This window comes from Paenibacillus sp. PDC88 (assembly GCF_900106725.1).
GTDB lineage: Bacteria > Bacillota > Bacilli > Paenibacillales > Paenibacillaceae > Paenibacillus > Paenibacillus shunpengii.
The window spans coordinates 279,537-303,173 of record NZ_FNNT01000005.1 but is presented as its reverse complement, the minus strand read 5'-3'; the positions used below and the strand labels follow the sequence as shown (position 1 = coordinate 303,173).

19 protein-coding genes are annotated in these 23,637 nt (G+C 47.0%); 12 read left to right on the top strand and 7 right to left on the bottom strand.

Annotation, left to right across the window (positions count from 1 at the left end; translation table 11 throughout):
- Positions 1-147 precede the first annotated feature (147 nt).
- Both BLW49_RS17235 and BLW49_RS17230 read right to left on the bottom strand, forming a co-directional pair.
- Positions 148-885: an SDR family NAD(P)-dependent oxidoreductase gene (locus BLW49_RS17235; RefSeq protein WP_177178769.1), complete on the bottom strand. Its 738-nt coding sequence runs from the start codon at positions 883-885 to the stop codon at positions 148-150.
- Positions 886-1,022: 137 nt separating this feature from the next.
- Positions 1,023-1,925: a LysR family transcriptional regulator gene (locus tag BLW49_RS17230; RefSeq protein WP_090725787.1), complete on the bottom strand. Its 903-nt coding sequence runs from the start codon at positions 1,923-1,925 to the stop codon at positions 1,023-1,025.
- 291 nt (positions 1,926-2,216) lie between these two features.
- On the opposite strand from BLW49_RS17230, the gene BLW49_RS17225 reads away from it, so the two are divergent.
- Positions 2,217-3,461, top strand: coding sequence for an L-lactate MFS transporter (locus tag BLW49_RS17225; RefSeq protein WP_076314844.1), 1,245 nt, complete (start codon positions 2,217-2,219; stop codon positions 3,459-3,461).
- Between the two features lie 90 nt (positions 3,462-3,551).
- Here the strand turns inward: BLW49_RS17225 and BLW49_RS17220 are convergent, their stop codons facing one another.
- The 3 genes from BLW49_RS17220 to BLW49_RS17210 form a co-directional block, all read right to left on the bottom strand.
- Positions 3,552-6,119, bottom strand: coding sequence for an FAD-dependent oxidoreductase (locus BLW49_RS17220; protein ID WP_090725785.1), 2,568 nt, complete (start codon positions 6,117-6,119; stop codon positions 3,552-3,554).
- A complete protein-coding gene (locus tag BLW49_RS17215; protein WP_090725784.1) occupies positions 6,116-6,406 on the bottom strand; it encodes an ArsR/SmtB family transcription factor in 291 nt (96 codons plus the stop codon). The genes BLW49_RS17220 and BLW49_RS17215 overlap by 4 nt, the downstream gene beginning before the upstream one ends.
- A 221-nt stretch (positions 6,407-6,627) precedes the next feature.
- Positions 6,628-8,370 carry an alpha-glycosidase gene (locus BLW49_RS17210; RefSeq protein ID WP_090725782.1) on the bottom strand — a complete coding sequence of 581 codons (1,743 nt, stop codon included), beginning with the start codon at positions 8,368-8,370 and terminating at the stop codon, positions 6,628-6,630.
- A 316-nt stretch (positions 8,371-8,686) separates the two neighbouring features.
- Here BLW49_RS17210 and BLW49_RS17205 point away from each other — a divergent pair, with 316 nt between their 5' ends.
- The 5 genes from BLW49_RS17205 to BLW49_RS17185 all read left to right on the top strand — a co-directional run bounded on the left by BLW49_RS17205 (position 8,687) and on the right by BLW49_RS17185 (position 13,253).
- Positions 8,687-9,364: a response regulator transcription factor gene (locus BLW49_RS17205; RefSeq protein WP_076314840.1), complete on the top strand. Its 678-nt coding sequence runs from the start codon at positions 8,687-8,689 to the stop codon at positions 9,362-9,364.
- Positions 9,365-9,372: 8 nt separating this feature from the next.
- A complete protein-coding gene (locus BLW49_RS17200) occupies positions 9,373-10,842 on the top strand; it encodes a HAMP domain-containing sensor histidine kinase (protein ID WP_256209804.1) in 1,470 nt (489 codons plus the stop codon).
- Between the two features lie 61 nt (positions 10,843-10,903).
- On the top strand, positions 10,904-11,815 hold the full coding sequence (locus BLW49_RS17195; RefSeq protein WP_076314839.1) for an ABC transporter ATP-binding protein: 912 nt from the start codon (positions 10,904-10,906) through the stop codon (positions 11,813-11,815).
- Positions 11,812-12,528: an ABC transporter permease gene (locus BLW49_RS17190; protein ID WP_076314838.1), complete on the top strand. Its 717-nt coding sequence runs from the start codon at positions 11,812-11,814 to the stop codon at positions 12,526-12,528. The genes BLW49_RS17195 and BLW49_RS17190 overlap by 4 nt, the downstream gene beginning before the upstream one ends.
- 2 nt (positions 12,529-12,530) lie before the next feature.
- Positions 12,531-13,253, top strand: coding sequence for an ABC transporter permease (locus tag BLW49_RS17185; protein ID WP_076314837.1), 723 nt, complete (start codon positions 12,531-12,533; stop codon positions 13,251-13,253).
- A gap of 193 nt (positions 13,254-13,446) precedes the next feature.
- Here BLW49_RS17185 and BLW49_RS17180 read toward each other — a convergent pair whose 3' ends face one another.
- Positions 13,447-14,415 (bottom strand): L-lactate dehydrogenase, encoded by a 969-nt coding sequence (locus tag BLW49_RS17180; protein WP_076314836.1) that lies wholly within the window; start codon positions 14,413-14,415, stop codon positions 13,447-13,449.
- A gap of 469 nt (positions 14,416-14,884) precedes the next feature.
- On the opposite strand from BLW49_RS17180, the gene BLW49_RS17175 reads away from it, so the two are divergent.
- Both BLW49_RS17175 and map read left to right on the top strand, forming a co-directional pair.
- Positions 14,885-15,529 carry a hypothetical protein gene (locus BLW49_RS17175; RefSeq protein ID WP_090725780.1) on the top strand — a complete coding sequence of 215 codons (645 nt, stop codon included), beginning with the start codon at positions 14,885-14,887 and terminating at the stop codon, positions 15,527-15,529.
- A gap of 151 nt (positions 15,530-15,680) precedes the next feature.
- Positions 15,681-16,427, top strand: coding sequence for a type I methionyl aminopeptidase (gene map, locus BLW49_RS17170; RefSeq protein WP_076314834.1), 747 nt, complete (start codon positions 15,681-15,683; stop codon positions 16,425-16,427).
- Positions 16,428-16,677: 250 nt separating this feature from the next.
- Here map and BLW49_RS17165 read toward each other — a convergent pair whose 3' ends face one another.
- Complete coding sequence (locus BLW49_RS17165) at positions 16,678-17,178, bottom strand: CcdC family protein (RefSeq protein WP_256209803.1); 501 nt, start codon at positions 17,176-17,178, stop codon at positions 16,678-16,680.
- A gap of 264 nt (positions 17,179-17,442) precedes the next feature.
- On the opposite strand from BLW49_RS17165, the gene BLW49_RS17160 reads away from it, so the two are divergent.
- From BLW49_RS17160 to BLW49_RS17145, 4 genes are all read left to right on the top strand, one after another.
- Positions 17,443-18,564, top strand: a complete 1,122-nt coding sequence (locus BLW49_RS17160) for a hypothetical protein (RefSeq protein WP_076314833.1) — start codon at positions 17,443-17,445, stop codon at positions 18,562-18,564.
- A gap of 255 nt (positions 18,565-18,819) precedes the next feature.
- On the top strand, positions 18,820-19,257 hold the full coding sequence (locus BLW49_RS17155) for an RrF2 family transcriptional regulator (RefSeq protein WP_076314832.1): 438 nt from the start codon (positions 18,820-18,822) through the stop codon (positions 19,255-19,257).
- 148 nt (positions 19,258-19,405) lie between these two features.
- Positions 19,406-21,316 (top strand): sigma-70 family RNA polymerase sigma factor, encoded by a 1,911-nt coding sequence (locus BLW49_RS17150; protein WP_090725778.1) that lies wholly within the window; start codon positions 19,406-19,408, stop codon positions 21,314-21,316.
- Between the two features lie 327 nt (positions 21,317-21,643).
- Positions 21,644-23,617, top strand: coding sequence for an RNA polymerase sigma factor (locus tag BLW49_RS17145; RefSeq protein WP_090725777.1), 1,974 nt, complete (start codon positions 21,644-21,646; stop codon positions 23,615-23,617).
- The last annotated feature ends 20 nt before the right edge of the window (positions 23,618-23,637 follow it).

Genomic DNA, 23,637 nt, shown 5'->3' with positions numbered 1-23,637 from the left:
ATATCATAAATTATAGATATGTGGATTTTGTCTGGATTCATATTAGTTATGTGTAAGATGGGGCTCTGGCATGCATGTAAAAAAGCCAGCTCCATATAGCGGAGCCGGCTTGTTTATCACAAATAGAATTCAGTTCATCAAGAAGAATTAAACGATAGTGTATCCGCCGTCAATCGGTACCATAGCACCGTTCATGAATTTGGCCTCATCAGAAGCGAGGAATACAGCTAGATCAGCAACTTCTTGGGCTTGACCGAAGCGATCCAATGGAATCTTGTCGGTAGGACGAGTCTTGAGCATCTCTTCTGTCATTGGAGTAGAGATTGTACCCGGGCAAATCGCATTGATCTTAATATTGTGCTTGCCATACACTGCCGCGAGATGCTTCGTATAACCAATCACTCCATGCTTGGATGCAGTATAGGCTGCGCCTCCCATCTGGGCAACGAGTCCAGCAATAGAAGCAATATTCACGATGGTTCCTTGTTTACGTTCGATCATATGAGGCAGTACTAGATTGGAAATACGGAAGATGGCTTTGAGATTAATATCGAACATTAAGTCCCATTGTTCTTCAGTCGTTTCCAGACTGTTCGTATACTTGTCAAAGATCCCTGCGTTGTTAACAACGATGTCAATCTGACCGAAGGTATTCTTCGTATATTCAACCATATTCGAGAGATCTTCCAGCACAGTGACGTTCACTTTGACCGCTGCGGCTTGACCGCCGTTCTCTTTAATTTGCGCTGCGACTTGCTCTGCTCCTTCGAGGTTCATATCGGCTACGATGACTTTAGCGCCTTCTCTAGCAAATGCAAGCGCTTCCGCTTTACCCATACCGGAGGCTGATCCGGTAATGATTGCGACTTTATTTTGTAATCTCATTATAATTACCCCCTGTAAAGTGGATGAATGTAACTAACTCTTACAGGTTTAATTATAGACTTCTCTTATATAATATCTAATACATATTTAGACATAATTCTATAACCTTAAAGTTATAAACAAGATTTCGAGTAATTCTAGGTTTGATGGTAATACGTAGAGACGATGTTGCGAAAAAAATCAACCGTAAACTGCCGGAATTCCACGGCCGCTTTGGTAAGATAATGTTCCTTGTTCCAAGCAATACCGATGGTACGCTTACAGTTCGGGTTGCTGATCCGAAGCTGGACCGTATTCGGACCCCACTTGTTCAGTAGAGATAATTGAGGCGTAAAAGAGATGCCTGCACCGAGCTCTACCAATCGCAGGATCGCCCCTGCCTCCTCCAGTTCAATTGAAGTGTTCGCTGTAAATCCAGCCTGACTGCAGAAGTGATCACATAGATCCCGAAATTCATATCCAATAAAACGATTAATAAAGATCTCATCCTTGACTTCTTCGAGAGAAATGCTGTTGCGGTCTGCAAAGGGGTGGTTGCTCGGAACGGAGAGGAAAATCTCCTCTTCAAGCAGCGGCATCCATTCGATATGACCTCCAAATATAGGGCTGGAGGAAATGCATATGTCCATACTGCCTTGTTCAAGCGGGCCCCTCATATCTTTTGAATGAATTTGATATTGCTTGATTTCGACCTTGGGGTGGAGCTTCAAGAAATCAGTCAGCAGAAAGGGCAAAATATGCGGCAACGAAATGCCAACCGATATGATGCCATTATCGAGACCGGACATATCGCGAATTTGGCGCTGACCTTCTTCAATCTCTTGAAAGATACGATCGACTCGTACAAGAAACGAACTCCCGAAATTATTGAGTCTGATTTGTCTGCCTTCCCGATGGAAGAGTGGTGCTCCGAGTCCTTCTTCAAGGCGGGCAATGGTTTTGCTTAGTGCAGGCTGAGAAACATTGAGTTCCTGAGCTGCCTTCGTCATGTGTTCACAGCGGGCGGTAACTTGAAAGTAGCGAAGCTGCTGAAGTTCCATATCGTTGTAACCTGCTTTCTATAATTGATAACCTCAATGGAATGATTTTATTAATAAATATGTATTATACATTGTTATTATATTCTTATAAGATAGGGGAAGAAAGAGCGATGTCACAATTCCGTCAATTTTATGATGTGTATATAGGGACAATTTAATGAATCGAGAAGTCATGGCCAACGACCCTACAGGGGATTTCTTATTGTAATAGTTGCTTCTATAAGTTGTGACGCCTCTTTGAGTAAACGCTTTCAAAAAATGAGTTGAAAAAAGAGAAAGGGGATGTTATGCATGTCATCTCAACCCAAACAGTTTAACCGATGGGCTGTTTTTGCAGCAGCTTGGATTATTATATTCTGTGTATCCTCTGTAGCCATCTACAGTGTATTTTCGGATCCGATGACCAAAGCTCATGGATGGGCCACATCAGATTACAACTTGGCTTATTCCTTGTACACCTTGATTTTTGCTTTGATTGCTATTTATGCAGGAGGAATAACGGATAAATATGGCGCTAGAGTGTTAATGTATGTAGGGGGTGTACTATTCGGACTTGGTTGGTTTCTTACTGGTTATGTCCAAAGTATTCCGATGTTCTATGTAACCTTTAGCTTGATTGCCGGTGGAGGAGCAGGACTGATGTACAACTCCGCCCTTGTTACAGCGGTCCGTTGGTTCCCCGATAAGGGTGGGAAAATTTCCGGTCTATTATTGTCCAGTGCGGCAATTGGTCCGTTTATTCTGTCACCGGTTTCTGCAACGTTGATTGAACGGATGGGGGTTGTATCATCCTATCAGATCCTGGGGATATTCTATACCATTGCGATTCTCCTTACGGGGTGGTTGTTAGTCTCTCCGCCTGCGGATTACAGACCTAAGGGCTGGAATCCGGATCAATCCACCTCCGGCAGCACTTCAACGGGCACGGTGATGAATTATAACTGGAAGGAAATGCTGAAATCACCGCTGTTCTATCTGCTCTTCTTAACGCTGGTCAGCGCAAGTACAGCGGGTACCATGATGGTCAGCTCGGCTTCCATTATAGCTCAGGACCAGATTGGATTAACAGCTGCAGCAGGTGCAATCATTGTCAGCATCAGTACGCTTGCCAACTTTGTTGGTAGACTCAGCTTTGGCGTCATTTACGATAAATTTGGTGACTACGCCGCATTGCTTGTAAGTCTGCTCATGACCATTGCGGCACTTCTATTGATGACGGTAGCTAAGGATTATACATTCTTTGCAATCTGTATCATATTGCTTGGTTTTTCCTTTGGGGGTTTACTTGTTGTGTTCCCTCCACTGACGAGCAAGTCGTTTGGACCTAAGAATCTGGGTATCAATTATGCGATCGTGTTTGTTGGTTATTCCGGCGGTTCATTTGTGGGCCCGCGGATTGCCTCCTACTATAAAGAAACGACAGGAGCATTTACAAGTGCATACGTATCGGCTGCAGTGCTCACCGCTATCGGAATTATGCTCGTCGGCGTCATTATGTATATGAATAAAAAAAGACTGGAGAAATCAGCGATTTAAAGACGTCTCCGAACTCCAGATCGGGGATAGCAAAGGGAGCAGCTCTCGTGGTATTAACCATGAGTGCTGCTCCTCTTGTTAATTTAAATTTTAGATAAACAAATTAATTCCGGATTGATCGGCTTGTCCCAAATAGTACCCGACACCGCCGATCTTCACCCCATCGATCAGCTCTTCGTGCTTGATGCCCATTACATCCATCGACATCTGGCAAGCGACAAGCTCAACACCCTGAGAAACTGCGGTGTCCATCAGCTCTTCCAGCGAGGAGATGTTGCTTCGCTTCATCACACTGCGAATCATCTTGGAGCCTGCACCCAGCATGTTCATACGAGAGAGGCCAAGCTTCCGGCTTCCTCTTGGCATCATCATTCCGAACATGCGCCCCATGAAGTTCTTCTTCACATCCACCGGCTCGGTTTTCCGAAGAATATTCAGTCCCCAGAAGGTGAAGAACAGGGTAACCTTCTTGCCGCTTGCTGCAGCACCGTTTGCAATAATGAAGGAAGCGATCGCTTTATCCAGATCGCCGCTGAATACGACCATGGTAGTGCCTTCCGGTCTTGCGAAGGCTTGGGACTCATTTTGCAGTGAAAGCACAGCAGCTTGTTGCTTAACGCCATCCTTTTTCAGATGTGCGCTTATTTCTCCGTTCGGCTGTTTAATTACGGACAGTACTTCATGACCCGACATACGGGCAAAGGATTGTACATCTTCATAAAAGCCGGGGTCGGTAGCGGTAATATGCAGGATCTGTCCTGCTGCAAGCCCATCCATCGCTTGCTTCGCTTCCACAAGAGGCCCAGGACAGGACAAGCCGCATGCATCCAGCTTCATATTTGCATGGATAGGCATACCTTCTGGTATGGAGCTTTCCTTCTCGACCACCGGAACGGAGGCAGGGGATGCGGTCACAGCGGAGCCGGAACGTGATTCTGTTCCTGATCCTTTTTCCTTAGCTGGAGATTCAGGCTTTTGTCCGATTTCAGTGGAAGCTTCCTTTCTGTCCGGCTTTTTTGGCTCAAATTTGTTCATCATATAGGTTTTATATCCTCCTGTCAGGTTGCGGACCCGATATCCGTGCTGCTGCAGAATACGGGCTGATGTGTATCCGCGCAGCCCCACCTGGCAATACACCCAGATTTCTTTATTTCGATCCAGCTCAGATAATCGATCTCTCAGCTCATCGACCGGAATATTAACCGAATCAGGGATGTGACCGTTCTGATGCTCGAGCTCTGATCTGACATCGACGAGCAGTGTCGTGTCCGGATTTCGGTTCTGCAAGTCTTCGCTCACATATACCGTCGTTTTCCCGGTTACCACATTCTCGGCAACATATCCAAGCATATTGACGGGATCCTTGGCAGATGAGAAGGGCGGGGCATAAGCAAGATCCAGCTCGGTTAAGTCGGTGACCGTCCCTCCAAAATGCAGCACAGCTGCAATATCATCTATCCGTTTATCTACTCCTGTACGCCCGACAGCTGAAGCCCCCAGAATCTTACCCTCGGAATCAAAGAGCAGCTTCATCGTAAGGGGAGTTGCGCCAGGGTAATATGCGGCATGTGCATTCGGATGAATGTAAACTGCATGATATGCTAGCCCAAGTAATTTCAACGTTTTCTCACTTAGCCCGGTTTGGGCTCCTGTCACATCAAACACTTTAATAATAGAGGTTCCTTGAGATACGCTGTATGTTGTGCTTAGACCTGCAATGCGGTCAGCCGCAATTCTTCCCTGCTTATTTGCCGGTCCGGCAAGAGGGATAGCTGTCTTTCCGTTACCCGCATGAATCTCGACAGCGTCTCCTACGGCATAGACCCCTTCCACGTTGGTCTCAAGTGCTTCGTTCACCTGGATATGACCGCGCGCTCCCAGCTTGATGCCGCTTCCTGTCAGGAAGCCTGTATCCGGTGCAACCCCTACAGCAAGAATAACGATATCGCTATGCAGCGTCTGTCCGCTCTCCAGTAACGCTTCAACTTGAACGCCATGCTCCTTAAACGACCGCACCTTATCATTAAGGATCAGCTGTACACCTTGCTCTTCCATTTCCTTCGCCAGCATCCCTGCCATTTCCGGGTCAAAGGAATTCATAATCTGCGGTCCAGATTGCACGAGTGTCACTTCAAGGCCAGCCAGCTTCAGGTTCTCAGCCATCTCCACACCGATATATCCTCCGCCGATAACAATCGCAGAGCGGGTGTCTGGCGAGATGACCTGCTGCTTAATCCGATCGGTGTCCGGAATGTTGCGTACGGAATAGATATGCGGAAGATCAATGCCTGGCAGCTCCGGACGAATGGGTCTGGCTCCGGGTGAGAGCACAAGTGCATCGTAGGTCTCCTCGTAGGTTCCATGCTCCAAGCTTCTAACCGTTACCTTTTTGGCGTCAGGATCAATGGAGATGACTTCACTTCGAGTGCGAATATCCAGATTAAAACGCTTCGTCATCGCTTCCGGTGTTTGAACAATCAGTTTGGAGCGGTCCTGAATCGTATTTCCGATGTAGTAGGGAAGTCCGCAATTGGCAAATGAGATGTACTCGTCCCGTTCGAACATGATGATATGTGCTGTTTCATCCAGCCGCCGCAGCCGTGCAGCAGCAGAAGCGCCGCCAGCAACGCCGCCGACAATAATTACCTTTTTACTCATTTCTCTTCCTCCTGAAAAAATACTTCGATAATCCCTTTAACTCGGGGATCTTTTACGGAATAAGTCACTTCGAGTCCATGCCGTTCAGCCTCGACAATGCCCAGGCTCCGCAGCTTCTGCAGATGCTGGGATACGGTCGATTGAGGAAGCTCCAGACATTCCTGCATGTAGCTGACGTTACAGCTGCCCTTCTGAAGCAGTCCCCTTAAAATACATAGCCGAACCGGATGGGCCAGCGCCTTCAGACATTCGGCCATTTCGTTATATATTTTGATATTATTATCCACTGATAACAGCCTCCTCTTAAGAACTTCAAGGTGATGGGTAATAAACGAATCGTTATGAAAACTTAAAATTATGATTCATTTGTTATTATAAATCATTATATTGTAATATTACGATATAGTGATATATAAATCAACCGTAAGCTCCATTTGCATAAAAAAGCCAGATGCTGCTTCCCTGGGAAAGTAAATCACAAGGAAGGATAACATCCGGCTGTGTGTACTTATACAGATTTCAGAACCGCATAACCGAATGGAGGGAGCTCCATGTTCAGCTTACCGTTCGTAACCGGCCATTCATTACCGGACAGGAGATCGAGGTAAGAGGCTCCATCCACCTGAACAGCGAAGGATTCTGGATCCTCGGAAGTGCTGGTCAATATAACGATGGTTTCATTCTCGTCTTTCCGTGCGTAGGCCAGCTTCTTGCCGTCCTGCTCAGCTTCAAGGAAGTGAACACTGCCAGTACGAAGGGCAGGATGAGATTTGCGCAATTCAATCAGATGCTGATAGTAAGTGAACAGCTCACGGTCCTGTTTGGATTCATCCCATTCCATACATTTGCGGCAGCCCGGGTCGTGTTCTCCATCCATCCCGATCTCATCTCCATAGTAAATACAAGGAGTACCGATATAAGTGAACTGGAAGAGGGCGGCCAGCTTCATTTTGCGTTTGTCTCCCTTGCTCAAGGTGAGCAGGCGGGGGGTATCGTGGCTATCCAGAAGGTTGAAGGCTACCTCTGTCGCTTGAAGCGAGTAACGGGATAGCTGCCGCCCGATCGAATTGGCAAAATGATAAGCGTCAATCTCATCCTTGATGAAGAAGTCAACGACTGCATTGGTAAACGGATAGTTCATAGCCGCATCGAATTGATCCCCTTGCAGCCATGGGGAAGCATCATTCCACACTTCTCCAAGGATGTAGGCATCCGGATTTACCTTTTTGACGGTGTGACGGAATTCTCTCCAAAATTCATGATCTACCTCATTCGCCACATCAAGACGCCAGCCGTCTACTCCGATCTCCTTAATCCAGTACTCCGCCACATTCAGAAGATATTCCTTGACCTCAGGATTCTCGGTGTTCAGCTTCGGCATGAGCGGCTCAAAAGAGAACGTTTCATAGCTTGGAATGCCGTCAACGACTTCAATCGGGAAGCTGCGAATATAGAACCAATCCTTGTATTTGGACTGCTCGCCATTCTTCTGCAGATCAACGAAGGGCTTGAATGTACGGCCGGAATGGTTAAACACCGCATCAAGCAGTACTCGGATACCGCGCTTATGGCACTGCTTCACCAGCTTCTTCAATGTGTCGGCATCGCCAAAGTGCGGGTCAATCCGCATATAATCCTCGGTGTCATACTTGTGGTTGGTGGTCGCTTCAAAGATCGGAGTAAAATAAATGGCTGTAATTCCGAGCTCGCTCAAATAATCCAGGTGATCAATGACCCCTTGAAGATCGCCTCCAAAAAAGTTATCACGCTCAGGCTTGCCGCCCCAAGGCAGTACATTCTCCGGATCATTACTCTTGTCACCGTTGGCAAAACGCTCCGGGAAGATCTGATAAAATATAGCGTCCTTCACCCAAGCCGGCGGGGTAAATACATCCACTCCATTTATATACGGGAATTCAAACATACGGTCCGGATTGTCAGGCTCTTCCTCGAGAAAGTTATTCTCATCCATCCATATGCTCTCTTCCCCATCTTCCAGCAGGAAGGCGTAGCGCAGGCGACGGTAAGGCGGCTGTACTTCACAGCTGAAATAGTCGAACATGGAATCGGAGGTCATCTTGCTAAGGGGTATGTATTTTTTAGTTCGCTCCCAGTCGTATTTATCTCCGGTTATAATGGAGACCTTATGAACGTCATCTCTTTTGGTGCGAATCCGAATGATAATGGTATCCTTGTCATAAGCACAGGACCACTGCTGTTTAGGGTGATGATAAATGGCTTCTAATTGCATAGTATTAATCCTCCTTTGTATATTTCCACATAATAAGATGAATGGAATGAGGGCCATAGTGTTAAGGTGAGATACCGGTTCTGTCCTGATCATAAAAAACAAAAGGCACAACCAAAGAGAGATAATGTTCTCCGAGGTTGTACCTGTACTGGATTCATCACAGATATCATGGCCTTTTAATTGTGAGTTAAAATGCGTGAAGTTATACTGGGTTGTAGAACTTTGCAGCAGATTAGCTTCAATTTGTAATATACCATGCAGATCCTGGTTTCTGCAATGAAGCGCGTACATAATTTATAAATGAGGTGTTACTGGAATGACAACACTGCTCTATATTGAGGATGATATCGAAATTGGGAATTTGGTAAGGGCCGATCTTGAGGACCGGGGTTATGATGTGCTCTGGTTAAAGAGCGGAGAGAAGGCTGTCTCCATGGCACGTGAAGCGCATCTGGCCATTCTCGATGTCATGCTGCCCGGACTTGATGGCTTCACGGTTGGCCAGCGGCTTAAGAAGGAGCTTCCGGAGCTGCCAATCTTGATGCTCTCTGCACGTACGTCCATTGATGACAAGCTGCAGGGACTCGAATTTGCTGATGATTATTTGACCAAGCCCTTTCATCCGGATGAGCTGGCAGCCAGAGTAGAGGTGCTGCTTCGGCGGAATGGCCAGGCGCTGCCCCGTTTAGAGCATATCGTGCTCCATCATCTGAATGTCTATATGGACGAACAGCGAATCATCGATACGTCAGCGAATGAAGAAATCGTGCTCACCGGCAAGCAGTTTCATATTTTTAATTACTTGCTGAGACATCTGGGACAGATCAAAACAAAAGAGCAGATCTATGAATCCGTATGGGGTGAGCCTTATATGGAAGGAGACAAGACGCTTATGGTCCATATTCGTCATCTGCGAGAGAAGCTGGAGCAGGATCCCGCTGAACCCCAAATTATTGAGACGATCAGGGGTGTAGGCTACCGGGTGAAGGCATGAGATATAGGATGAGACAAGACCTAAGAGAAGGCGAGGAGAACAAACGGGGGCTTCGCCAACGCAATGGGAGAATTCATTTTAAAAATTCACTGATGTCGCGTTATCTGCTGATCGTCATTATTGCGATGGTGTTCCTGCCGATTGCCTTTATGTCAACAGGGCTTCTCTTCGGTGTTCTGTATCCTTTTGTCCATTCGGCTAAGGACGATAATCTGCCTTACGGCAGCTCCATTCAGATCGAAACGGACTGGCATGAAGAAGCGAAGAAGCTCAGCGGATTGCCGGAGGACAGCGTTAGGTCGAGGCTGGCAGAGCTTGGCGAGCATTATAAGGAATCGACGATTCTTTGGGTGGATGATACGGGTATGACCAGCTTCAAGAAGCCGGACACCCTGCAGGTTCAGTCCCGCTGGAAGCCTTCTGATGCTGTGGAATATATGAAGAATGCACAAGGCAACACGGAAGTCTATACTGTCGTAGCCTTTATCGGAGGCGGGCAGGAGGATCTGGGTGAAGGATTTATATCCCTCGCGCTGCCAAGGGATGTGCTGAGCCGCTCTTCTGACACGGGAGGCTGGGCCATCTATAACACGCTCGCTATGATCATCATTTTAGGGCTGTTTATGCTCATTTCCTGGTCATTCTTCCGGCGCATCAGCAAGCGACTGACAAGGCTTGAGGTCGCGGTATCGACGCCTGGCGCTGACGGTATTCCGCTGCCGGTAGAAGTCAGACAGCCCGACGAAATTGGACAGCTCGAGAAGTCATTCAATGGGATGGTGCATCAGCTGAGAGACAGCAGGGGGAGACAGCAGGAGGAGGAGCAGCTGCGTAAAAATTTGATCGCTGACCTGTCGCATGATCTAGGAACGCCGCTGACTGTCGTGCGCGGGCATCTGCATGCGCTTCATAAAGAGCCGCTCACAGCAATTGGACAGGAATCGCTCCACCGAATTGAGGGGAAGATTGACGACCTGGGGGGACTGATCGACAACCTGCTGTCCTATAACTTACTGTCGAGCGGAAAGTATACGATGAAGCTGCAGCAAGCGGATGTCGTCCGCATTGTAAGAGAGAGCACAGCAGCTTGGTATCCATTATGGGAATCCGCTGAATTTACCATCGATATTGAGCTCAGCGAGCAGCCATTGATATGGAATGTGGATATTCAAGGCTTCCGCCGCGTACTGGACAATCTGTTTCAGAATATAATGCGTCATGCCAAATCAGGCAGGTATGTGAGAGTTGCAACAGCACAGCATCTTGGGGAGACTTGCATTGTGATTGAGGATCATGGACCTGGCATAAGCGGAGATTCTGCATCAGCTGGTGCAGGAATCGGACTTCGAATCGTGGATCTGCTGCTTGAAGGAATGGAGCTCTCGCGGGAGGCAGAAAGCTCTGCACGGGGGACAAGCATCACGATTGGGCCCCGCTTCCGCGATCCCCGTGATAAGTACAATTTAAACAAAACTTAAACTTCGTGCCTACCTCACCTTAAACCGGGAGCGTTATGATAGTTCCCGAGGTGATAAACAAATGAATGAATGGATGATTGAAACAGCTGATGTGTGGAAGACATACCGCGGCAAGGCAGCGGTCAAAGAGCTCAGCTTGCAAATAAAGAAAGGTGAAATTTACGGCTTCCTGGGACCGAACGGCGCTGGAAAAACAACGATGATTCGGATGCTGCTCGGTCTTATTAAACCGACGAAGGGATATATCCGTATCTTCGGCAAGGATATCCGTAACCACCGGATGGAAATTCTCCGGAAGGTGGGTTCCCTGGTCGAGTATCCATCCTACTATGGCCATTTGAATGCTATTCAAAATTTGGAGACAAGCCGTCTCCTGCTGGATGTACCGAAATCGAGAATCGACGAAGTACTGCGTATTGTCGATCTGACGAAGGATGCCAAGCGGCCGGTGAAGGGGTACTCTCTCGGAATGAAGCAGAGGCTCGGTATTGCAAATGCGCTGCTTGGTAATCCTGAGCTGCTCATCCTGGATGAACCGACAAATGGTCTTGATCCTTCAGGAATTCAGGAGATTCGTGAGCTCATCAAACGAATGCCGCAGGAATACGGCATTACCGTACTTGTCTCCAGCCACTTGCTTAGCGAAGTGGAGCAGATGGCAAGCACCGTCGGTATTATTCGCGAAGGACAGCTCGTATTTCAGAATACGATTGAGCGGCTGCACCAGGAAGCTGGAAGCACGATTCGTCTCACCGTATCTGATGCTGAAGCTGCTCTGCAAATTGCCAGAGAGCTGGGACAATGGGGTCAAGTCGAAGGAGCGAGGCTTACGTTTAACCATATGGACGATCATCTCATTGCCGCGCTGGTCCGCCGATTGGTGGAGCAGGATCACAGCATATACCGGGTTGAGGAGCATAGGCAGTCGCTGGAGGACTTCTTCCTAGAAGTGGTTGGAGGGGTCGTTAAATGATGATGCGGCTGTTTCATAGTGATCTTCTCAAGATACGTAAAAAAGGCTTGTGGTTTCTCGTCTTTCTGGCTCCCATTGGTCTGGTTGCGATGAATGCCCTTAATTTCGGACTTCGTCTGGATTATTTACAGGGATTGTACGGTGAAGAGGGGATGTGGGATGGACTACTCTACAATTTTGAACCTTTTGTGCCGCTTGCCATTCTTCTTGGCGCTACCATCCTGAGCTCCATGCTGGCAGGGATAGAGTATCAGCAGGGCTCCTGGAAGCAGCTGCTTGCTCTTCCCGTATCCAGATGGAAGGTGTATTGTTCCAAGTTTTCAGTCATTTTTCTGCTGCTATTGTGCTCTTGTGCACTGCTGTATATCGGCATCGTTCTGCTTGGACTGTCCCTTGGATTCAATATGCATATTCCCTGGCTGGAGCTGCTGAAGCTATGCTTCCTTCCGCTTGCGGCGTCTTCGCCGATGATTGCATTACTGTTTATGCTGACGATGACGTATGAGAATCAGGCCTTGTCTGTGACCATCGGGATTACACTTGCCATCATGGGCTTGTTTAGTGCCCAGCTTCCCGAATTTGTGCCGCTCTCCTGGCCAATGTTCAGTATTATGCTGCCAGATGGAGAGATGCTGGCTTTGTTTGGACTAGGTCTTGGGGCAGTACTGCTTCTAGCCGGAATGTCGTTATTCGGTAAAAAGGAGGTGGCCTGACCATGAGTGCATACTTTCGTCTATTATCTGCGGAAAGACTTAAAATCATGAAATCGTGGGTTTGGCTGCTGGTGCTCGTCAGTCCAGCCATTGCTCTGCTGCTAGGATTTATTGCGGAGCCAGTCAGCTATTGGGATCTAATGGCTTCCCAGGCAACCTTTCATGCGATGCTGTTTCTACCTATTTTCACAGGGGTATTCGCTTCTTTTATCTGCAGATTTGAGCATGCGGCGGGTGGATGGAAGCAGGTATTGGTACTGCCGGTAAGCCGTTTCACCTTCTATGCAGCCAAGCTGACGGTGATTATGTTGTTAATCCTGATCATCCAGCTGCTTCTATTGCTCAGTTTGCTTGCGGCAGGAGCTTATCATGGAATGGGTAACGATATTCCTTGGGGAATGCTACTCCAGAGTATAGGAGCAGGGTGGATCGCTGCACTGCCTCTGGCAGCGCTGCAGCTGCTCGTCTCCTTGATGTGGAGCAGCTTTGGTGCGCCGCTCGGCATTAATTTTATGTTGACGATACCAAACCTGCTGATCGTGAACTCCAGCGACATTGCACCGTATTATCCGTGGGCGCAGCCCTTCCTGCTGATGATGCCGAGAGAAGAATTCAGTTTCGGGGCGTTTATGGTACCGTTGTCGACCATATTGCCTGTAGTACTCGGGAGTGCGCTTCTGTTTATACTCCTTGGCGCGATGTACTTTAGACAGAAGGAAATCTGACTCTACGGTGGTGTGCTCCTCCAAGCGCTGCTGGAATTCCTGGAAGAGATTTGGATCCGCTTCTGATATGAATACAGAAATGAATTGATGATAAGCTGAATACCCAAACAGGGCTGCTCCCGCTATGAAACAATGGAGAGGCAGCCCTGTATTCATATTTGATAAGTCTCTTCACCGCTTCAAATCGAGGGCATCAGCGCATTGCGATATCGTCGATCGTTAAGTTGTTGATGTTGTTTCTAAGAATGTGGCAAGAGTGCTTGAACTTGACCATTTCTTCCTGGCTTAGGTTTAATTCCAGCAGCTCCTTAATTCCGTCGCTGCCAATAATGGCTGGCACCCCGATGCACAAGTCACTCTCGCCGTACTCACCGTCAAGAATTGCGGACACCGCTATAATCTTATGATCATCTGTTAGAATGGAACGGGTAATAAAAGCGATGGCGCTGCCGATGCCAAATTGGGTAGAGCCTTTGCGGGTGAAGATCTCCCAGCCCGCATCTCGGGTCTTTCGTGCAATATCCTCAAGATCCAGTGTCTTGAATCTTTCTTTATGCTGCTCAAGAATGTGCAGGATCGGCTTTCCTCCAATCGTGACATGAGACCAGGCGACAAATTGAGATTCTCCATGCTCGCCGAGCGCATAGCCGTGAACACTGCGCGGATCAATGGAGAACACTTCCGACAGAATGGTCTTGAGCCGCGAAGAATCGATGGATGTGCCTGTGCCGATGACCTGATTCCGCGGCAGTCCTGACAGCTTCCATACCAGATACGTAATAATATCTACCGGATTCGCCGCTACGACAAATACACCGTTAAAGCCGCTTTCCATAATAGGCTGAACGATATCTTTCGTTATAATCTCTGCTTCACTCAGAATATCAAGCCGGGTCTGACCTGGTTTGACATTGGCTCCTGCGGTCAGGACAATGACATCCATGTCCTTGCAGTCCGCATATGTTCCGGCATGGACCTTGGTGCGCTGATACGTAAAATCCATGCTGTGGGACAAGTCGAGCGCTTGCCCGAGAGCCTTCTCATATGTTCGGCCAATGAGCATGATTTCTCCAGCGATCGCCTGATTAATCATGGAATAAGCTGCGCTTGATCCGACAAGCCCCGCTCCAACAATCGCCACTTTTCCTGTTCGGTTTCGCATAACCTGCTTGCCCCCTGTCTCCATATCGTTATCGGTCTATCATCTATAAATGTATTGTATGCATATGTCTATTCAACGTTACATAAGATAACATAATTTTCTCCTAAACAGCAATGGAAATTCGGATTACCCAGAGAATCAAGTGAACATTTATTACAAATAAGTGACGTGTGATGAAACTGCTGCTCGATATTTCTTAATAAATCTACAGAATCTGTCGAACCTGTCGTAATTTCACCCTGACAAAACTTCTTACGATACCACATTCTTAGAAGAAATATGCCAAAGGAATTGCAGGGCAGAGAGGCGAATTGCTTATCTCACAGACAACTATTTCGCTCTGTCCGCCCTGATCAAGCGGAAGAAATAGCGCTGTTTCTTAACGGGCAAGTGCATGGTATGAGGTTTGATAACTGTCGGCATACGTTAATGATTTATTAGACCCTAAAAAATTCGGGAGGGAATGATAATGAATATGCATTTGAATATGAATGAAGCAGGAGCTACGACGGAAACGGCTAAGGAACTGGGGATCGGCGCAAGCACACTCCGCAAATACGCGGCTGCGCTGGAGGAGCATGGACATCGTTTTGAACGGGCTGCGAATAAATCGAGACTGTTCGGAACGCTTGAAATAGAGCGGATTAAGGAAATGATGAATTTGATGAGAGAGCAGAACCTGCCGCTGAATGATGCAGCCGTGCTCGTTATGGAACTGAATCATGAGATGGCTGCGGCGGCCAAGGATGGCTCGGATCAACAACAGACAGGTGCACATGCACCCCTCATTGAGCAGGAGAAGGTGCTTCAGAAGGCAGGAGTAGAGCAGGAGCAAGTTAAGCAGCTCAATTCGGAATGGCAAATTCTGCAGGAACGCATGGCTGAGCTTGAGCGTGAACAAACGAAGCTGATGAAGCAGAATGAACAGCTGCAGGAGCAGGTAGAAGAACAGCGCTTATGGATTAAGGAGAAGCTGGATGAGGATCGCGACCGTCAGCTGATCACAAATTTGCGAAGCTATCAGGGGCGTAATCAGAAGCCAAAGCCCAAGCAGAGGGGACACTCACTGAGGATGCTGTTCGGATTGCTCCCAAAGAGTAGGAGGGAGGCGTGATGATGCGAAAATTCATTTACGCCACCCTGCATCAAAAAGTGACGAATCAGGATACAGGACCGCCTAAAGCATAGGAATTTGTTTTTATTTTTACAGTATTAGAGTTACAATAGAAAGGAGTGATTGATACTAGCGACAAGGAGAGCCATAAATGATTATTTTGAAGAGCAAAGATGAAATACAGTATATGAAGAAGGCTGGCGAGATTCTCGCTGCTTGCCATAGAGAGATTGCCGGGCTCATTCGCCCTGGCATTCAGACCCAAGAGATTGATGCATTTGCAGAGAGCTTCATGAAGAAGCATGGAGCGACTCCAGAGCAAAAGGGCTACAACGGTTATCCGTATGCTACCTGCGCTTCAGTAAATGACGTAATCTGCCATGGGTTCCCTGGAAAATACGCGCTGAAGGACGGGGATATCGTAACGGTGGATATGGTCGTTAATCTGGATGGCTGGCTGGCGGATTCCGCTTGGTCTTATGCGGTCGGCAATGTATCCGAGCAGGCACAGAAGCTGCTGGATGTGACCAAAGAATCCCTGTACAAGGGGATTGAAAAAGCGGTTATTGGCAACCGGATCGGGGATATTTCCAATGCGATCCAGGTGTATGCCGAGGGCGAAGGATTCTCGGTCGTTCGGGAATTCATTGGGCATGGGATCGGTCAGGATATGCATGAAGAGCCCCAAGTGCCTCATTACGGACCAGCCGGACGCGGACCGCGTCTGAAGGAAGGCATGGTCATTACGATTGAGCCGATGCTGAATGTCGGTACCTTCCGCAGCAAGCTGGACAGTGACGGATGGACAGCCCGTACACAGGACGGCGAATTGTCTGCACAGTACGAACATACCATTGCCATTACAGCAGACGGCCCGGTTATTCTAACCGAGCAATAACAGGAATGACCTGCAGCAGGGACGCTTGCTGTTCTAAGATCATTCAAGGCCATACGGCCGCAGTATAGAGAGCAGGATTCCTTCTATCCTCCATAGGAAGGGATGCTGCTCTTTATTATTTCGAGGGAGCATACTTCTAAAAAAAGCTCAGTACAAGCAGGAGAATTTCATCCCTTGTACTGAGCTTTTTTGTATATTTTGAGTCGGCTTTGAACGAAGCTAATTATATCACGATGTATACAGACATTCGTTACTGTTTGGCTGAAGATTCAAATGCCGACCCATAAGTTTCGTTGTAATGCTTCAGCATATATAGTCTCCAGTGGAGCAGCATACCGAAGGCTAGAATGAAGAAGACGGCTCCGGTCTGTACGACAGTAATATACTGATAAACGACTTCATGCAGCACTAGTCTGACGATCAGAAGACCGACCAGAATGAACATGAAGCTCTTGGAGCTGGTAACAAAGACCTCTCCGTCTCTAACTTCAAACTTGGTGCTCTTGATCAGCGGATACGAGAAAATAAACCAGCCGACCAAAAACGCGATGAGTGCCCACAGCCACGGAATATGCGTCTCCGGAACAACAAACATAAGAAATCCCGTGCTCATACCGAGCGGAGGGATAATGATTCTTTTCTTGTTGATTGGCCGATTAGCTGCCTTCATACGAATAAAGATAGCACTCACAGCAATAAAGATCATGCCGACCGTTGCGGCGATCTGAAGAAATGAGGAGTTAATAGCCACGAATAGGACCTCTCTCTAATTGGAAATCATTTTTCCTTAGTATATCATAAATTCTTAGAAATACTGTAAGTATATCCGGTGAAATATGAAGAGTTCATCGGATCGATAGTTCGTTGTTGTAGGAATTTGTAGAAGATTATCGAATGATCAAGAACTTATCTTCCAATTTGCGGAAACAGGTCATATACTAGGAGTGTGCTTCTATATTTTTATGAAATAAATCTCTGTGTATATAAATATTTTTTAAATAAAGGGGGGAGAGAAGTGAGACCAAGGGAATGGAAGCTCAAAGCAGGACTTGCGTTTTTGGTTGGTGTATTGCTGCTTCTCACTTTCCCCTGGATTCAATGGAGAGCGGCGCCGAGCCGGGTTATTGATGTTGTCATTATAGATAAAACGGTTCCGGACATTACATACCGTGAGCATAAAGGCCTGACCTGGCTGCTCAATCAGCAGAAGGTAGTGGATCAGAATGGAGCGGGGTACGCATATGATGAATCTTATTATGGATATCATCCTCACAAAGCCGGAGATGAACGGATGAGGCGTTTACCTGCTACGCTTCGCGGGACTGATCTGATCTATCTTGCAGACTCCTATGGCATCTATGAATCTGTACGTTCGAAGGAAGAAAGGGAGGAACATGTCGAGCGATTGGTGTATGGCGGAATGAATTTGACAGATGTCCAAAAAATTCAGGCTGCTGCTATGACAGGAACAACAATCATTGCTGAACACAGTGTACTGGCAGCCCCGACGGCAGAATCCGTTAGCAGGCAGCTGCAGAAGCTGCTGGGCGTGGAATGGAAGGGCTGGGCCGGGAAATTTTATGAGGATTTATCAACAGAAGTGCCCCTCCATATCATGGAGAAGTATACAGGACAGACCGGCAAGGAATGGTCTTACAGCGGCATAGGGATGGTACTCGTTCATCATGAAGGGGAGGTCATTGTGCTGGGCAGACAAGATCTAAGGGAGCCGGGCATGTCCATCTCTTTTTCCAAAGAAAACAGTGATAAATACAATGTCGAAAGATCAGCTCGCTATCATCAATGGTTCGAGGTTGTCACTCCCAAGCCAGGCACGGAGACTGTAGCCGATTACAAGCTCGAATTAACAAGCTCCGGTTCGGAGAAGCTGAGAAGGGCAGGGGTTCCTGCACAGTTCCCGGCCATTATTCAGTATGAGCAGAATTCGCATCAATCTTATTACTTTGCGGGTGATTTTGCAGAACGAACGGTCTCGCCATTGATGGTTCAATATAAAGGCTGGGATCAGTTTGTCGGTACCTTTATTTCGGATTCCAGTCCAAATGCTTTTTACTGGCAGATTTATATTCCCTTGATGAAGACCATTTTGTCTGATATTGAGAGTAAGCGGGTTTAATATATATGAAAATGACAAAGAAGAGTCTATACAGAAGAATCTGTGGACTCTTTCTTTTGTAAGTTTTGGATTGGATGTAAACTTGACAAACAAAACTGTTATCAATAGAATAACAGTTGCTAGGAAGTACGTTTATCTTAACTGAAGATGTATATGAATGATGAGTCCGAGATTAATAGACGATTTCAGGGCATAACTAATTGATAAAGTACGGGAGACAGGAAGCTTTGAGCGCTAATACAGGAGGTCAGGGTAATGAACAGTGAGTTCACGATTGCAGTGCATTGCCTGTTGTTTTTGGGTATCCGTGAAGGACGCATCGCAAATAGTGAGGACATTGCAGAGAGTGTATCTACGCATCCTGCCAGAGTACGGAAAGTGCTTAGTGTGCTGCGCAAGCATCAGTATGTAATGACGAAGGAAGGGGCTCACGGCGGTTATATGCTGAACAGTAAGCCGGAAGAAGTGAGACTTGGTGATTTGTATCGCTTGTTTGCGTTAGGATCCTTTGGGCCTCATTGGCGTTCGGGGGATGAGGACTCCAGCTGCATGGTATCTTCTAATATTAAGGAAGTCATGGGTACCATATATCATGATGGAGAGCATGTGGTGGAACAATACCTGGACAGCATTACCCTTGCAGAAGTGAAGCATCGTCTGGAGGATAAATGGAAGAATAGAGATTTAACCTAAGTCTATGGTTTATGAAAGATCCGGTCGGGTACCGGGTCTTTTTTTGTTTCCATTAATAGTACTCAGAAGGATTATTTTACCTTAAAATGGATTTTAATATACAATGGAAGCAGCCGCTATCTTGCAATTTTAATTAAGGGGTGACCTTATGAGATCAGGCATGGACTTATACGTACAGATGGAGGATTCCGAATTGTCGATCGCTGCATGCCAGGGTGATTTTGAAGCGTATGAGGAGCTGGTTCGGCGTTATGGCAAGGAGCTCTATGCGTGGTCTTATATATACAGCAGAAAAGGACAGGATAGGCGACGTTTACTCATAGAATCGATTTCGAAGAGCTGGTATCAGCGCAATAAACCTAAGGACAAGGCTCAGCTTGTAGAGCTCCTATTTCAAACGATGTACAGTACTGCGAGGATGCAATATAGAGCTGCTGCTTGGAATAAGATATCTCCCTCTCGATCGACGACGCAAGACGAGACTACATCCCAAATGATAAGGGATACCGACCGTTTGCTGTTACAAAAAATGAATAGTCTGTCGTTTGAAGAACGTACGATGTTACTAGCCTCATACATATTAGGCAAAACGCCTGCCGAATTCGGAGATTATACGGGAATAGGGGAGATGCGGGCTGCCGCCAGTTTACAGCAAGCCAAGCAGATGATGAATGAATCATCGTCATTTCTTAATACCTTTTTCGAGAAGGATCGAAAGATCGTATATGTACACGAGCATGAAAATTTGGAAGACGCACTTCAACAAGGTTTAACCGATGCTAGGGCTGGCAGATTCTCCAAGCGGCTAATGAGAACATGGGGTGCAGCAGGAGTTTTGGTGATCGGTATTACAATAATCATACTCGTAGTTGGCCTTAACCCTTGGGGAGAGAAGGGGATCCATGAGCCCCTTGACCGGGCGGGAACCCGAGTCGTGCCGGATGACCGCTATTGGCTGAGCACCGTAAGCTCGGATCGCGTTGCCGAAAGAAGGCTGCAGGAGGGGGAAGCTCAATATCTCGGCTATGTGGTTGAACAGAACGGACTTAAGCTGATTATTGATGGAATGATGACACAAGGCGAATCGACCATGATCTGGTATACCTTAACTGTGAAGAACGGGCAAGAGATGCCGGATAAGTTTAGCGGCTATATGTATGGGAGCGACAGCTTTAATTCGGGTGAAACGATATGGACTCGAACGGGAAATAAGATTGTACAAACGGAGAGTCCTTCCACCATACAAGGGATGATGGTATTCGATAGCCGGCATGATATCGTCCATCAGACAGTCCCGGAGGAATGGGTTGTCATCTTTAATGCGGCAGATGCGGAGCGTCCGGAGTCAGTAATCTCTCTAAGCCTTACGGTTCCATCCGTGCCATCACAGAAGCCTGAGCTGATTACAGTCAACCAGGTATTTCAACTGAATAATCGTTCTTTTATGATCAAGCAGGCCGAGCTTGCCGAGAACTATACCAAGATTGTGATTGAATCAGAATCAAGGCACGAGGAGGATGCAGCACTACTACACAGCTTGAGGCTGAGGCTTAGTAATAATGATCAGAGTTACTTGGGTTTGAATGGACAGTTGATGAACTACGAGACTGACGCAGAAGGGCGAACGACGCTGATATATCCTCCAGTGCATTATCTTGATTACAGTGGATTATCTCTGGTGAAGGATGTTGGACTTGTAACCATAACCGAAGAGTTTAAAGTAGATTTGGATGAGGGGAAATTAGTTGGTTATCCAGATCATTTCAATGGAGATTTTAAAATGAAGCGCTCAGGTGATGGTTCTGAGATTAAGCTGTACTTTAAGGATGCGGGATACATCAACGAAGAGGTGTTGTCCTCTTTAGAGGGTGTACCGAATGCACAGCTGGTATTTGACTTTTATGATGCGGAGGGCAATTATTATGCTTCCAGCGGAACAGGTTATGAGGGAGAATGGCGCACGTACTACATTCAGGATGCGGATTATCCTCAGCCGATTACGATTCCTGTAGTTTACGAAAAAGTAGACGAGGAGACATTAAATATTCCTCTCTTATGAATCAATTTCATAAAACATTAAAACGGTGAACTTGAAACTATATATACCCTTGATTTAAGCGGCTAAAGGTATTATGAAATTGATTCTATTAAACAATAATTGAAAAGAGATGGACCTATGAGAACCTATACTGATCTTAAGGATTCCGAATTGTCGATCGCTGCATGCCAAGGTGATTTTGAAGCATATGAGGAGCTAATTAAGCGCCATAGCAAAAAGATATATATCCTCGCTTAGACAACCGTAGTAGCATTAGCCTAACCTTGGTAAAAAAATAAGGGCAGACACCCCCAGGCTTTGATCCGATTTGGAAAAAGAGGTGATACGGTGCAAAGTTTTGATGAGATGAATGATCGGGATTTAGAGAAAATGGCGTTTAGTGGGGATTTCGATGCTTATGAGCACCTGTTGAAGCGTCATGCTGCAAGTTTGTTTATCGTGGCCTACGCTATCTCTCGAAGCAGGAGCACCGCGGATGCACTCGTATCGGCCACGGTGTCCATCACCTGGCATCAGGTCAAAGCAGGGAAGCAGCGAGAGGATCTCGTGACTGCCTTGTTTCATAATATGATGCTCCATGCCAAAAGGTTGAGGAGGGCAGGTGGAGCTGATGCTGCAATAGAACCATCCGCTGCAGTGGGGGAACCTGATGATCTTACACCTAGCTCAAATAAGCTGGGTGACTCGGCTGTAGCGGGTGAGCATGTTCAAGTAATGCGCAGCAACCGAGCCGACTTGATGGAGACACTTATCAGCCAGATGAGCTTTGAACACAGTGTCGTATTCCTGCTGAATTATATTGCAGAACAACCTATAGCAGAGATAGCAAAATACATATCAAGAACGGAGAAGACGACTTCTAGACGGCTTGATGAGATGCTGAATGCTGTGGCCAAAGAGATGGGGGAAGGTGAAACTACAGCGGTCTCGTCTTTTATCCGCAAACATTTTTCCAAGGAAAAAGAATACTTGAGCTCAGTGGAAATGAGTAACGATGCAGACGCAGCAGTACAGAAGGGACTGCTCCATGCTGGGCAAGGTGTCCTCCCGAGGCACAGGAACAAGAAGATATGGGCTTGGACCCTTGGTGTATCGCTTGGTGTAGTTGTCCTTGCTATCATTGTGCTTAATCCTTTCCGCGAAAAGGAGACCCACGCGTCTCTTAATCTTTCCGGCACAAGGGTCGTTCCGGACGAGAGCTTAATCTATAGTACTGCGAGCAGCGATGGGGATTACAGATCACGGGTTGCGGATGGTGATTACAAGAAGCTCGGATATGCAATGAAATTAGATGATGGATCCCGGCTGATCATTGACGGAGCGATCGATTATGGGAGAGAAACATTGTTAATGTATACGCTGGAAAAGAGAGAGCCCGAGGTCTCCACTTCGATCGTGGATGGATCCATTTTGGAGCGCTCGACTTTGCTGCTGTTAGGTTATTTGCAGAATCAGATGGTTCTCGAAGAGACAGAGAAGGCTGAGAAAGGTTTTGTTACGTTTGTTCGAACCAATCCCACGGTTTCTACGGAAGGAGCCTTGCTCCAGTTCGAAGTTGAGGTACAGGGGGATGAGGCGCATACCGTCATGTTGGAAACAGACTATCCTCATGAGGTCGAGCAGCCGGCCAAAGAGATCGAGATTGATGAGAGCTTTACGATTGAAGGCCAGACCTACCATATTACCGGGCTGACAATCAGCTCAGACTACACGCGGGTGAAGATGGGGCCTGATATTCACAATGAGAAAGGGATAGAGAGTCTGAAGAATGTTCGTCTGGACCGAGTAAGAGAGAATTCGAGGTCCGGAAGCAGAGTAGTGGAGATTGCAGGGGACGACCTGATCTTTCCATCCATCTATTACGAGGATTCATATGAAGAACTCCAGCTTACCTTGGATGAGGAGCTGTTCAGCTTGGAGACTCCTTTTGTTATTGATCTAAATAATCTTAATCTTGTCCAGTATCCTAAAGGAATGGAGCCTGAATCCTACGGGGTCACCTATGCAGGGCATACAGATGGTCCATATCATACGATCTACTTTCCTGCTTGGGAAGGAATTCAATATGAGATTTCGGATTATTATACGGATGCGGCAGGTCAGGTGTATCCAGCGATAGATAACATATTTGAAGTCGACAATGTCAGAATGAACATTGCTGATCTAGATTATGAACAGCCGCTTACATTTTACTTCTCAATACTGGACCAGGATCAACGGAGTGCGGACAATAACCTAGCGAATTATGATCCGCTGGAAGGTCGTATTTCAGTTCCCCTCATTATAAATCCACAGGATTAGACGCTATGAAGCTACCGCGA